This is a genomic window from Zobellia nedashkovskayae, from assembly GCF_015330125.1.
Lineage (GTDB): Bacteria > Bacteroidota > Bacteroidia > Flavobacteriales > Flavobacteriaceae > Zobellia > Zobellia nedashkovskayae.
The window spans coordinates 2,915,180-2,928,720 of the sequence record NZ_JADDXR010000002.1 but is presented as its reverse complement, the minus strand read 5'-3'; the positions used below and the strand labels follow the sequence as shown (position 1 = coordinate 2,928,720).

Here is a 13,541-nt window from a genome sequence, read left to right as displayed (position 1 = left end):
ACAGTTAATACATAACGATGACTCCAATTTCAGCAAAAAATATTGTAATGAATTATGGTAAGGTCAAAGCACTGGACGCTGTTTCCCTAAAAGTGGAAAAAGGAGAGTTGTTTGGGCTTATTGGTCCTGACGGTGCTGGAAAAACCAGTCTTATTAAAATTCTAGGCACACTACTATTGGCAACTAGTGGTACTGCTGAAATAGAAGGGATGGATGTTGTAAAACAATACCAAAATATACGCCGACAAATTGGGTATATGCCCGGCAAATTTTCGCTGTATCAAGATTTAACGGTTGAAGAAAATCTTAACTTTTATGCCTCTATTTTTGGAACGACTTTAGAAGAGAACTACGACCTTATTAAGGATATTTATCAACAGATCGAACCTTTTAAAAAGCGAAGAGCGGGCAAACTTTCTGGCGGAATGAAACAAAAACTAGCACTTTCATGTGCCTTGATTCACAAGCCTAAAGTGCTGTTTTTAGATGAGCCAACCAGAGGTGTAGACCCTGTTTCCAGACAAGACCTTTGGGATATGCTTCAAAGCTTAAAGAAAGATAACATTACAATCTTGGTTTCTACCGCCTATATGGAAGAGGCCCTTCTCTGTGATCGAATATCCCTTATGGATCATGGTAAAATATTGGCTACGAACAGCCCTGACGGACTCATCGCGAATTTTGATAAGCCTTTGTATGCCATACGTTCTGGAAATTCCTTTAATATAATTAAAAAGCTAAAGGCTTATGAGCATGCCAACTCAGTTTATCCTTTTGGAGATTGGGTACATTATACGGACAAGCGTGATATGATTGATCCATTGGAAATAAAAACTTATCTGGAGAATAACGATACCCCCAATGTAGAAATAAAACAAATAAAAGCAAGCGTTGAAGATTGTTATATGTCACTTACCTCTAAAAACCAAAATTATGAGCCAGCCTGAAAAAACATATAGCATTAGTGTTGAAAATCTGACCAAAAAATTCGATGATTTCGTGGCAGTCGATAAAATTACATTCAATGTACAAAAAGGCGAAATATTTGGATTTTTAGGAGCTAATGGTGCCGGTAAAACAACTGCTATGCGTATGCTCATTGGGGTGTTAGAACCTACTAGTGGTAAAGGCCAGGTAGCAGGTTATGATATCTTTAAAAATTCTAGGAAGCTCAAAAAGCACATTGGCTATATGAGCCAAAAATTCTCTTTATATGATGATTTAACAGCAAAAGAGAACATGCGTTTTTTTGGTGGAATCTACGGTCTTACAAATAAAGAAATTAGTAGCCGAACCAAAGAATTACTAACCCATTTTGGAATGGAACATATTGAAAAAGAGCGCGTAAGCTCCTTACCCTTGGGTTGGAAACAAAAACTTGCGTTCTGTACAGCTTTGATGCACAAGCCGGATGTTGTCTTTTTAGACGAACCAACTAGTGGTGTTGACCCTTCAATAAGAAGACAATTTTGGGAAATGATATATGAAACCGCAGAAGGCGGTGTAACCGTTTTAGTAACTACCCATAATATGGATGAAGCTGAATATTGTCATCGAATATCAATGATGGTAGCCGGAAAAATGATAACAGTAGATACACCCCAAAACTTAAAAGATAAATATAAGCTTGAAACAATGGGAGAAGTATTTCTCCATTTGGCAAGAGGTTATGAAAAAGAACATGCAATTACTGCAAGCTGATCTGGCTTAAGTCATTGAAGTTATAACAAAGTAAAATGAAAAATTTCAAGATATTCAAAGGACTTGTTCGTAAGGAGTTTCTCCATATCCTAAGAGATTGGCGTTCCTTAACGATGCTATTGGGCATACCCATAGTCTTGGTACTGCTATTTGGTTCTGTAATGACCATGGAAATCAAGGATGCTAATATTGCAGTTGTAGATCATGCCAAGGACCACGATTCAAAAGAATTGATCAATTTAATTAGCACTTCTGAATTTTTTAAATTGGTAAAATACCTGGATACCTCTGATGAAATTGATGAAGAATTTAAAAAAGGTACCATTCGTATGGCCTTCGTTTTTGATAAAGACTTTGGCTATAAATTACACCACGAAGGTCATGCACAGATACAATTAATTGCTGATGGATCCAAGATATTGACCTCCCCTAGCCTTATCTCCTATGGTAAGATTATAATCAATAAACATATTGCAAGTAAAAATCCGCCAAGCAGAGCCGGATACTACATTATACCCACAGTACGTATGATGTATAACAAGAATCTTAATGGTAGGTATATGACGGTACCTGGTATTATGTCTACGGTCATTTTACTCGTAGGAGCATTAATGACCTCGTTATCAATTACTAAAGAAAAAGAGTTAGGTACTCTGGAGTTACTTTTAAGTACGCCTATAAATAGATTTCTAATCATGTTCGCTAAAATAGTTCCGTATTTAATAACCTCTTTCATTAGCGCATTATCCATTATTTGGGCAGCAAAATATGTATTTGAAGTACCTGTTTCAGGGAGTATGGGACTCTTATTATTAAATACTGTTCTCTACATTCTTACAGCTCTTGCCTTGGGGTTATTGATATCTACTTTCGCAAATTCCCAGCTAACAGCTATGATGATTACTATGACTTTGTTGATGTTGCCCACAGAAGTTTTATCGGGAATGACTTTCCCTACAGATAGTCTTCCGGTGGTATTACAATGGTTAGGGAAATTATTGCCTTCAACGTGGTTCAATATCATAAGTAAGGGCATCCTGCTTCAAGGTGCTAAGGGGGGTAGTCTTTTCTTTGAAACTGCCATGCTTGTAATCATGGTAATGGTGTTTTATTTCTGGAGTGTCATACGGTTTAAACCAAGACTCCAATAAGAATTAACATTTAAAATACAGAAAGATGCGTATCATAAGATTCATCATCGTTAAAGAATTTATCCAAATTTTCAGGAATCCGCTGTTGGTACTCATTATTTTGTCTCAACCTTTTATCCAAGTTCTCTTATTGGGTACAGCTGGAGGTGACATTAATTATGCTAGTGTTTATGTAGTAGACGAGGATCTATCATCTACCTCTAGAGAAATTATTTCTAAAATGAAGGGTTCAGATTTCTTTGATATCCGAGGGGCTGCTCTAACCATGGATGAAGCCTATAAGGTAATGGAGTACAAAAACATAAATCTGATTGTACATTTTCCACCAAATTTTGAAAAAAAACTTATTAAAGAACATAGTAGTAAAGTTCAACTAGTTACTAATGCCATTGATGCTATTACTGCCAGTCTTACCTATGCTTACTCCAGCGAAATCATAGGCGCGGTAAACAAAGATGTTGCCATAAAATGGAGTAAAAAAAGCCTGTCCAATAAAGCAGCAACAGTTAGTATTCCGTATTCTTACTGGTATAATAGAGCGCTGATCAGTCAGTATATCATGGTGCCGGCTATGTGCGTGGCAATGGTTGTTATGATTACAATACTATTGTCAGGAATGAATATCGTAAAGGAAAAAGAAATAGGCACGATGGAACAGTTAAATGTGACTCCCATGAGAAAGACTCATTTTATTATGGGCAAAATTATTCCTGTTTGGATTATTAACATTGTACTTCTTGCTATTGGTTTAATTTTAAGCAGCCTTGTATTTCACGTACCTGTAGTAGGAAGTCTGTGGCTTGTTTTCTTTTTATCCGGTGTTGTAATGTTTCTGCTTTTAGCAGTAGGCGTATTAATTTCGGTAATTTCAAATACCCAACAACAAGCCATGTTCTTCACCTTTTTCATCATCATGATATTTGTGATTTTTGGTGATTTTATAACGCCTATTGACAATATGCCCTCATGGGGTAAAGCAATGGCTGAATTAAACCCACAAGCCTATTATTCCAGAATGATTCACTTGGTAATTACAAAAGGTAGTGGTATAAAGGATATTTTACCTGACCTGTTAAAAGTATCTGGTTTAACCTTTGCTACCCTAGCTGTTTCACTATGGATTTTTAATAAAAAAGACTAAAGATGATAGGCTTAAATTTATGCCTCTACCACAATTACATCAAGAAAATCTTTAGATAAAATTGAAAATATAAACGCAAAAAATAAAGCAATCGTAATTAACGATTACCCTATTTTTTTTTTCTTATTAGAAGGAATTAATTCTTAATCTTTCTTTAAGGCCGTAAAACCAGAGACTACATCAAAAAGCTCTTCGTCTATGGAACTTTGTCTTAAACGGTGGTAGGTATTGCCAATATCATCTAACAGTTCTTCAATGTTTTTTTCTGCACGTTGCATGGCATTCAACCTACTTAAGTTTTCACTAGCTAATGATTCCGTACAGGTCTTATAAAGCGTTACAAAGAGATATTCTCTAATTAAACGGCGTATAAGCTTACTACTATCACCAATAACTTCAGGTTGTTTTTGAGTAGGCCATTTTAGCTGTGCTTTTTCCTGGCGCCATTCTGCATCTAGCGGAAATAGGCGTAATTTTTCTTGTTCGTAAGACCCTTCGTTTACCAAGTGATTATGGAAAAGGTAATACTCATCCACATTTCCATTTTCTTGGTTTTCCTCTACCTGTACCAAAATTGAACCAATAAGAGCGGTAATGGCATTTATAGAATTTGGAAGGTTAAACTGTTTGGTCACGGTCATTCCCATATCCGCTAGTAATAACGGTACCCGTACGCCAACGGTCCAGATTTCTAATTTACCTCCGTGAGTAGATAAAGATTCTTGGACGTATTCTGAAAGGGAGTCATTAAACTGCCCAACAAAACCTTGGTCTGATCCAAAAACAATAGCGCAAATAGACTTTTCTCTTTTAATACTGTTCTCGTTCTGTCTAGAATCCTGTTTGTCCAAACCAATAGCTTTTAAATAAGCTACAAGTCCTAAAGACACATTGGTCCAATAATCATCCAAAGATTCCATGGCCCTTTCATATTGACCAATATTAGCGGCAGCCATAGCCTTCATAGTACGCACTATGGAGTTTAGCTCTTTGGCTCCGGTAATCTGTCTTGTTAAGCTTTCCAACGAATCCATAGCTATTCTTTTTAGGAGTTACTCTGCCTTTTGAAATTCCTTGAGTGCAGTTTTTGTAGCCGCCAACATACTTTCTCGGCCCGTATCATCCAATCCTTTATTGGAATACAGACTTTTTTGAATAGCTTCTGGTAAAGTGCCTATACTTTTTATCACCGCCTTTTCTGCTTCGTGCATATTTTCAATTGTAATCGTATCAAAAAGACCTTGGGTTAGCGTTAGAAGTACCCCTATTTGTTCTACTACGGACAACGGTTGTAGTTCATTCTGTTTAAGAATCTCCCTAATACGTTTACCGTGTTCAATAACATTTTTTGTTTCTTCATCTAAATGAGAGCCAAAACGAGCAAAAGTTTCCAATTCTTCAAACTGTGAAAATCCTAGTTTTAAATCACCCGCAATGGCTCGGTAGGCAGGTAATTGTGCCTTACCACCAACACGAGAAACCGATTTACCAACCTCAACCGCAGGTAAAACACCTAACTCAAATTGTTTAGGCGACAGATAAATCTGCCCATCCGTAATTGAAATTAAATTGGTAGGGATATAAGCTGACATGTTCTGCGCTTCGGTCTCAATTATGGGAAGAGCGGTCAATGACCCGCCTCCAAGTTCTTCGCTTAAATGCGTAGAACGCTCCAATAATCGGGAATGGATGTAAAATATATCCCCAGGAAAAGCCTCTCGACCTGGCGGTCTTTTCAACAAAAGAGAGAGTTCACGATACGCCCTAGCATGGTTCGTTAAATCATCATATACAATGAGTACATCTTTACCTATTTGCATAAAATATTCTGCAATACTAGTGGCTGCATAGGGAGCAATATATTGTAATCCCGGAGAATCGTTTCCTTCTGTAACCATTACGATGGTATACTCCATTGCCCCATTTTCCTTTAAATCCGCAATAACTTTAGCTACCGCAGAAGCCCTTTGCCCAATAGCACAGTAAACACAGATAACATCTTTATCTTTTTGATTAACTATGGTATCCAATGCAATAGCGGTCTTACCCGTTTGGCGGTCACCTAAAATCAATTCCCGTTGTCCGCGTCCTATTGGAATCAATGCATCAATAACTTTAATACCTGTTTGCAACGGCATACTTACTCCGGAACGATCCATAATAGGTGTAGCGCTCCGCTCTATAGGCAATCTTTTCTCATAAGAAATAGCACCTTTATCATCCATAGGCTCTCCCAAAGGCCCAATTACCCTTCCAAGAAGTGCTTTGCCCACAGGTACATCCATCACGCGATTTGTACGTTCTACAAGGTCTCCTGCATTTAAATCGGAATCTTCTCCCAAGAGAATAGCGCCTATTTCGTCTTCTTCAATACTAAAGGCTATACCATACAAATTGCCAGGGAATTTCAATAGCTCCTCATAACCTACGTTTGGTAAACCTGACACCTTTACCACACCGGCAGAAACACTGGTAACACGGCCCACTTCTTTTGGCGCCAGATTAAACTCGTGATCTTTCGTATGTTTTGCAAGTTCATCAAACGTATCGTTCACTAAACTTTTATAATCCGTTGCGCCCATTTCATTTATATTTCGATTATTCTTTCGCTTCTATTTCAACCTTTTTATCTGCTTCAATATCTTCTTCAAAAGATTTCAAATAGTCCGTAACACTCCAAGATAATTTATAACCATTGGTTAAAACTTCAATACCTGTAATCAATTCCGGCCTAGTTTTAAACTCGTAGGTATTCTCGGTCTTCAATAACCCACTTATCGTTTTTTGAATGGAACCCTGTTGATTGGCAGAAAGGGCAAAAGCACTTTGTACCAATACGGGCTTACCTCCTTTTAGAGCCTCAGAAAATTTTGCTTTCTCCTGGGCTTGTAGGTCATTTATTTTTTTCAAAAAGACATCTACTGTTTGCCCTTCTAAGCTAACAGAAGAGAGGTCTGTCAATGTTTTTCTTGCTATGTCAAGAACCTCCCCTTTTAACCTTTTAGCCATATTATTATTTTTGATAGCTTGATCCTCGGCAAAAGCTTTTTCTAATCTATCTTTAAGCTCATTAGCCTCGTTTCTAGCATTTTCCTTTAGCTTATCTCCTTCGGTTTTGGCTTCCGCAACGGTCTTCTTCATTAATTCATCCTTCTCTTTATTGAAAGTTTCGTTTTTATGGTTGAATTCTTCTTTGGCTTGTGCTGCTTCTTTTTTCTGAGATTCAGCATCCAATAGTTTGTTCTTTATATTAGTTTCCCGTTCATCTATTGAAGATAAAATAGGTTGATAAAGAAAACGTTTCAATAACCACATTAACACCAAAAAATTGATGATTTGAGCTATAACAGTAAACCAGTCGATTTTCATATTTTAGGTATTAGGCGATGAAATGGTTCCAGAAAGGATTTGCAAAAATCAAGATCATTGAAATCACAAAACAATAGATTGCCAATGATTCTAGCATGGCCAGACCCACAAAAAGGGTACGCGTAACGGTCTGACTTGCATCTGGCTGCTGGGCCATTGAACTTAAAGCTGTTGAAATAGATTTACCCTGACCCAAAGCAGGTATCATACAGCCAATTCCTGTTGTTATTCCGGCTGTAATGATTGACACCATTGCGATTATTGTAGCATTGTCCATAATATTAAATTTTGTTGTTATACCAATTTTTAGTTTTGAATTAAATTTTGAAAAGGGATTTCTTCCCTCCTTATTAAGCTTCTATTACTGTTTTAGATTTATGATTTACTTGTTCCTTTCTTACTTTCTTTTTATCCGATTCTTCAGTTGCCGCAGCTATGTATACCGTTGCTAAAATGCTAAATATATAAGCCTGTATAACACCTGTTATAAGTCCTAACACGGTCATTAGCACCGGAAAAAACAATGGCGCTATACTCAAGAGAATGGTAACAATTAGACCACCGCTCATAATATTACCAAAGAGACGAACCGCCAAAGCCAACGTACGCGATATTTCGCTTATAATATTAAAAGGCAGCATAATGAATGTAGGCTCTATAAATGTTTTTAAATATTGAAAAACACCATTTTCTGCAATACCGAAAATGGGAGTTGCTAGAAAAACACATAGGGCCAAAGCTGCTGTTGTAGATAATGAACTCGTAGGAGGTTCATAACCTGGAAAAATGATACACAAATTAGCAAAGGCTATAAAAATGAAGAGCGTTCCTATAAAACCCAGAAATTTTTCGGATTTCTTTAGTCCAACCTCTTTTATCTGCTCGTTCATACCGGTCACTAGCATTTCTAAAATGCATTGCCACCGTGATATTTTTAAATCGGTACGTAGTTTTCTGGTTACCAAAACGGACACAAGCACCAATACAAACATTAATACCCAAGTGGTAACCAATGTAAGGTTGATGGTTATAAAGCCATTTTGCCAAAAAATCGTTTCGTCAGGACTTAGTTCCATCTTAATATTCTTTATCTAGTTTTATTGGTTTCATCTCTTTGATTTTAGTCATACGAATAACAATAAAACGAGTGACTATAAAACCTAAGAGACAAATCAACATATACTTAAAATTGTTTTGGCCCATGTAGTAAAAACCCAAAAGAGTAAGCCCCACTCTTATGAACAAACTTCCCAAATACCATAATACCGGCTTTTTGGAGGATAACATCTTTTTTGAAGTAAACCAGAGTCCTCCAAAAAATAGAAAACCCAAGCAAGAGCCGCCAAACAAAACCAATAAGGTCATTACTAAATCATTCATCTTTCTTATTTTTATGTTCGTGCATTGATTTATTTTCTTTGTCTATCCATTGCCATGCAAGAGCACAACCAACAAACAAACCCGCTAGCAATAAGGTTAGTGTCCAAGAAAAAGTCTGCGGATATCTCCGATCTAACCATACCCCAAACACGGCCCCTAATACGGTTGGTACGGCAACGGACCAACCCACCATTCCAAAAGTGCCAAAACCTCTCCATTCACTCCTTTTCTCTTCATTTCGGGCATATAGCATTTGTTTCTCTTTACTATCAACTTCATCTAAGAAGCCTTTCTTTCTTTTTTTATCCTCTATATTTTTGCTCATGATTGACGAAGTTTTTTAATACCGTGAATAAATTCACTTTCTAATTTGGCAACGGCCTTTCGTACATCTCTTTCCTCTTCATCTAAATTTCTAAACTGACTTTCTACAGCACTTCTGAGTTTTCCTAAATCAGCTCCTGCTATTGCATTTCGAACGGATATCTCTACAAAACCGTCCCTCTTCGTTAGTATACCTTCATCCATTGCTACGTAGTGATCTTGCCCTTCCCTTGTCTCATAGGTTAATATGCCAGGAACCAGTGCGGCGACACAATCTAACCTGTGGGGTAAAAACCCGTATGAACCCGCATTGGTATCTACCACAATACGCAGCACTCCAGAAATTTTAAGAAATATCTTAAACGGAAGTAAAATATGTAACTCCATTATTTTTAGATCTAGATTTATACTTTAGCGGTAGTATTTGTTTTCTCCTCATCAGTTTTCTTTCCCGCTTTCTTGGGTTCTTTTTTTGCCTTTTTTATGGCTTCATCAATAGTACCCACCATATAGAAAGCACTTTCCGGTAAATCTTTAAATTCATCTTTAAGAATACGTTCGCAACCATCAAGGGCCTCTTCTAGTTTTACTCCTTTCCCTTTAAGTCCGCTAAACTGTTCCGTTGTAAAGAAAGGTTGTGTAAAGAACCTTTCTAATCGCCTAGCTCGGTTTACCGTGGCACGGTCCGTTACAGAAAGTTGCTCCAAACCCAACATGGCTATGATATCCTTTAGCTCTTCATATTGAGCTAATGTTTGCTTTATTTGTTGTAAAAGGTGATAGTGACGTTCGCCAATAACACCTGGTGTTGCCATTTTTGAACTAGACTGCAATAAATCTATTGCCGGAAAAAGCCCCTCTCCTGCTCTTTTTCTTGATAAGGTAATTGACGCTGAGAGGTGGGAAAATGTATGTACCGCAGCAGGATCAGTAAGGTCATCTGCAGGAACATAAACAGCCTGTATACTGGTAATTGCTCCTGTATTGGTATTCGCAATACGCTCTTCGAATTTTGAAAGTTCCGTACCCAAAGTTGGTTGGTAGCCCAACCTTGATGGCATTTGCCCCATAAGACCTGAAACTTCCATACCAGCTTGAATAAAACGAAATACATTATCTACAAGTAAAAGCACATCACGATGTTCATCATCCCTAAAATATTCAGCCATTGTTAAAGCCGCATGACCTACTCTAAAACGTGCTCCAGGTGGTTCGTTCATCTGCCCGAACATCATCACCATATCTTTCAATACATCGGCCTTTTTCATATCATGGTACAACTCATGCCCTTCTCGGCAACGTTCGCCAATACCGCAAAACATACTTATACCTTGGTGATACCCCACCATGTTATGTATCATCTCTGTTAGCAATACCGTTTTACCAACACCGGCACCGCCAAACAAACCCGCGTTACCACCATGCTGTAAGGGAACCATTACATCAATCGCCTTTATTCCAGTTTCAAAAATTTCAGATTTTGTAGACCGTTTTGATAACGGTGGTGGCAATTGGTGTACACTTTTTCGGGATAATTCCGGTAAAGCTTCTCCATGATCAATAGTATTTCCAAAAACATCAAACATACGGCCCATAATCTCCTTCCCTATTGGAACGGATAACTGTCCACCATCCGTTTCGGCTCTCATTCCCCTTGCCAAACCTTGTGTTGGAGTTAAGGCTATACCTCTAATTCTATGATCATCTAATTGTGACAAAACCTCAATAGCAATGCCATTATCAGGCCCCGTATGTATTAAGGTATTAATTGAGGGTAAATCCTTATTGAACCAAATATCTACAACGCTTCCACGTACGGCAATTACTTTACCTACAATAGATTTACTGATGTTATTATTTATATCCGTTGCCATACATCTTTGCTTCTAAATGAAGTAGTAAAAGTATTGCCCCAAATTTCCAACTGAAATGATTTGGGTCATGCCATCTTTTTTTTCCTCCATGACCTAGGTCATTTACATTGGCAAGGAAACATCGGAGATTCGTAGTCTATAATCTTGGCCGGAAACGACCTTTTAAAAACATAGCGATGAAAAATTACATACGTCACTTTAGTGAAATTGACATTAACGATGTACCAACTGTAGGAGGTAAAAATGCCTCTCTCGGAGAAATGTTTCAAAAGCTAACCTCTAAAGGAGTCCAGATTCCTGATGGCTTTGCTACTACAGCAGAAGCGTATTGGCACTTTCTGCAAGAAGTACACATTCAGGAAGAGATTTTTGGTCTTTTAGCAAAATTGAATACTACAGATTTTTCGAACTTAAAGGAGATTGGTGCTAGCGTAAGGAAAGCTATTTTAGATACAGAACTTCCTAAAGATCTTAAAGACGCTATTGGAGAAGGATACGATGCCCTATCTAAAAAATATAAAGGTGATATTTCGTTAGCGGTACGAAGTAGCGCTACTGCAGAAGATTTACCCACGGCGAGTTTTGCGGGGCAACAAGATAGTTATTTGAACGTAAAAGGAATAAATCAGCTTGTTGATGCTTGTAAGAGATGTTACGCATCACTATTTAATGACCGTGCAATTAAATACAGAGAAGATAACAACTTTGACCATACTAAAGTAGCGTTATCCATTGGTATACAAATGATGGTGCGTTCAGATTTGGCAGCTTCCGGAGTAAACTTCACCTTAGATCCAGATACTGGTTTTGATCAAGTGGTAATGGTTTCCAGCATATATGGCTTGGGCGAAAATATCGTTCAGGGCAGCATTAATCCCGATGATTATTTTGTTTTTAAACCTAGCTTAAAAAACGGTATTGAACAACCTATTGTTTCTAGACATTTGGGTAGCAAAGAAAAAACCATGGTTTATGATAAATCTGGTAGTGGAACAATAAATCTTGATACTCCTCTGAAGAAACAAGAACAATATGTACTTACGGATGCAGAGGTGGTAAAACTGGCCCAATGGTCATTAATTATTGAAGACCATTACAAACGCCCTATGGATATTGAATGGGCTAAAGACGGACAAACAAATGAACTCTTCATTGTTCAAGCTAGACCCGAAACTGTTCAGAGTGCTAAAACGAATAAATTAAAAATCAACACCTATACCTTACTAAAAAAAGGCAAAGAACTTACTCACGGAATGGGCTTGGGTAACAAAATAGCTTCGGGAAAAGCCCGTATACTACATAGCCCAGCAGAATCTGATAAACTTCAAAAAGGAGAAATATTGGTTACCGAACGTACCAATCCCGATTGGGATCCGATTCTCAAAAAAGCAGCAGGTATTGTTACAAATCAAGGTGGGCGAACCAGCCATGCGGCTATCGTTGCCCGAGAAGTAGGTGCTGCTGCCATAGTGGGAAGTAACAATGCTACAGAAGTCATTAAAGACGGACAAGAAATTACCATTTCTTGCGCAGAGGGCGATACCGGTGTTGTCTATGATGGCCTTTTAGAATGGAATGAAACCGAAGTGGACCTAACTACCCTAGGAAAACCAAAAACGCAACCTATGCTAATTTTGGCTGATCCAGATCAGGCGTTTAAATTCTCGTTTTATCCTTCTGCAGGAGTGGGATTGATGCGTATGGAGTTCGTTATCAACAATTCTATTCAAATTCACCCTATGGCCTTGAAGCATTTTGATACGTTGAAAGACCAAGCGGTTAAGGATAAAATCCAGAAACTAACACACCACTATCCAGACAAGTCAGATTATTTTGTACACAAACTTGCCGAAGGTATTGGAACTATAGCCGCTGCCTTTTATCCAAAAGATGTTATTGTTCGTACCAGTGATTTTAAAACCAACGAATATGCCAGCTTAATAGGCGGTACTGAATTTGAGCCCGTAGAGTCAAATCCAATGTTAGGTTTTAGAGGTGCTTCTAGATACTACAATCCTAAATACCAAGATGCTTTTGCTCTAGAATGTAAAGCATTAAAAAGAGTACGGGAAACCATGGGGTTGATCAATGTAAAAATTATGATTCCATTCTGTCGTACGCTAAAAGAAGCTGCAAAAGTGTTAGAGGTTTTAGAAAAAAACGGATTGAAGCGAGGTGAAAATGGACTTCAACTTTACATGATGACCGAGATACCTAACAACATCATCTTAGCAGAACAATTTGCTGAATTCTTTGATGGATTTTCAATTGGCTCAAACGATTTGACACAATTGACTTTGGGTGTGGATAGAGATTCTGAATTGTTGAGTGACATCTTTGACATCAACGATATAGGAGTTAAAAAAATGATTGCCATGGTTATTCAATCTGCTCGTAAGACGAACACCAAAATTGGTCTTTGCGGTCAGGCACCAAGTGATTTTCCTGAGTTTGCCCAGTTTCTTGTAGAACAAGGTATTAACTCCGTATCCTTTAATCCTGATGCGTTGATTTCAGGTATTAAAAACATTAATAAAGCTGAGAAAAGCAAAACCGAATACGGTATGGCCGAAAGCAGTAATTGATATCACTTTAGAACTT

Annotated in this window: 14 protein-coding genes; 5 read left to right on the top strand and 9 right to left on the bottom strand. The window is 37.8% G+C overall.

Annotated features, from left to right (window positions below; translation table 11 throughout):
• Positions 1 to 17: 17 nt before the first annotated feature.
• Genes IWB64_RS12270 through IWB64_RS12255 form a run of 4 tightly spaced genes read left to right on the top strand, consistent with a single transcriptional unit; the run spans position 18 to position 3,993 of the window.
• The gene (locus IWB64_RS12270; protein WP_194534273.1) at positions 18 to 947 is read left to right on the top strand and encodes an ABC transporter ATP-binding protein; all 930 of its coding nucleotides are present in this window, start codon (positions 18 to 20) and stop codon (positions 945 to 947) included.
• A complete protein-coding gene (locus IWB64_RS12265) occupies positions 934 to 1,701 on the top strand; it encodes an ABC transporter ATP-binding protein (RefSeq protein WP_194534272.1) in 768 nt (255 codons plus the stop codon). Before IWB64_RS12270 ends, IWB64_RS12265 begins: the two co-directional genes overlap by 14 nt.
• A 35-nt stretch (positions 1,702 to 1,736) precedes the next feature.
• A complete protein-coding gene (locus tag IWB64_RS12260; RefSeq protein WP_194534271.1) occupies positions 1,737 to 2,852 on the top strand; it encodes an ABC transporter permease in 1,116 nt (371 codons plus the stop codon).
• A 25-nt stretch (positions 2,853 to 2,877) separates the two neighbouring features.
• Entirely contained in the window at positions 2,878 to 3,993 is a 1,116-nt protein-coding gene (locus IWB64_RS12255; RefSeq protein ID WP_194534270.1) for an ABC transporter permease, read from the top strand.
• Between the two features lie 143 nt (positions 3,994 to 4,136).
• Here the strand turns inward: IWB64_RS12255 and IWB64_RS12250 are convergent, their stop codons facing one another.
• The 9 genes from IWB64_RS12250 to atpD form a co-directional block, all read right to left on the bottom strand.
• Entirely contained in the window at positions 4,137 to 5,027 is an 891-nt protein-coding gene (locus IWB64_RS12250) for a F0F1 ATP synthase subunit gamma (protein WP_194534269.1), read from the bottom strand.
• An 18-nt stretch (positions 5,028 to 5,045) separates the two neighbouring features.
• The gene (locus IWB64_RS12245; protein WP_194534268.1) at positions 5,046 to 6,575 is read right to left on the bottom strand and encodes an alternate F1F0 ATPase, F1 subunit alpha; all 1,530 of its coding nucleotides are present in this window, start codon (positions 6,573 to 6,575) and stop codon (positions 5,046 to 5,048) included.
• Positions 6,576 to 6,591: 16 nt separating this feature from the next.
• Positions 6,592 to 7,362, bottom strand: a complete 771-nt coding sequence (locus IWB64_RS12240) for a F0F1 ATP synthase subunit B family protein (RefSeq protein WP_194534267.1) — start codon at positions 7,360 to 7,362, stop codon at positions 6,592 to 6,594.
• Positions 7,363 to 7,372: 10 nt separating this feature from the next.
• Complete coding sequence (locus tag IWB64_RS12235) at positions 7,373 to 7,639, bottom strand: F0F1 ATP synthase subunit C (RefSeq protein WP_158976526.1); 267 nt, start codon at positions 7,637 to 7,639, stop codon at positions 7,373 to 7,375.
• Positions 7,640 to 7,712: 73 nt separating this feature from the next.
• Positions 7,713 to 8,438, bottom strand: coding sequence for a F0F1 ATP synthase subunit A (locus IWB64_RS12230; RefSeq protein ID WP_194534266.1), 726 nt, complete (start codon positions 8,436 to 8,438; stop codon positions 7,713 to 7,715).
• Between the two features lies 1 nt (position 8,439).
• Positions 8,440 to 8,742 carry an ATP synthase subunit I gene (locus IWB64_RS12225; protein ID WP_194534265.1) on the bottom strand — a complete coding sequence of 101 codons (303 nt, stop codon included), beginning with the start codon at positions 8,740 to 8,742 and terminating at the stop codon, positions 8,440 to 8,442.
• On the bottom strand, positions 8,735 to 9,067 hold the full coding sequence (locus tag IWB64_RS12220; protein WP_194534264.1) for an AtpZ/AtpI family protein: 333 nt from the start codon (positions 9,065 to 9,067) through the stop codon (positions 8,735 to 8,737). The genes IWB64_RS12225 and IWB64_RS12220 overlap by 8 nt, the downstream gene beginning before the upstream one ends.
• Positions 9,064 to 9,453: a F0F1 ATP synthase subunit epsilon gene (locus IWB64_RS12215; RefSeq protein ID WP_194534263.1), complete on the bottom strand. Its 390-nt coding sequence runs from the start codon at positions 9,451 to 9,453 to the stop codon at positions 9,064 to 9,066. The genes IWB64_RS12220 and IWB64_RS12215 overlap by 4 nt, the downstream gene beginning before the upstream one ends.
• A gap of 17 nt (positions 9,454 to 9,470) precedes the next feature.
• On the bottom strand, positions 9,471 to 10,940 hold the full coding sequence (gene atpD, locus IWB64_RS12210; RefSeq protein WP_194534262.1) for a F0F1 ATP synthase subunit beta: 1,470 nt from the start codon (positions 10,938 to 10,940) through the stop codon (positions 9,471 to 9,473).
• A gap of 176 nt (positions 10,941 to 11,116) precedes the next feature.
• On the opposite strand from atpD, the gene ppsA reads away from it, so the two are divergent.
• On the top strand, positions 11,117 to 13,525 hold the full coding sequence (gene ppsA, locus IWB64_RS12205; RefSeq protein ID WP_194534261.1) for a phosphoenolpyruvate synthase: 2,409 nt from the start codon (positions 11,117 to 11,119) through the stop codon (positions 13,523 to 13,525).
• Positions 13,526 to 13,541: the final 16 nt, after the last annotated feature.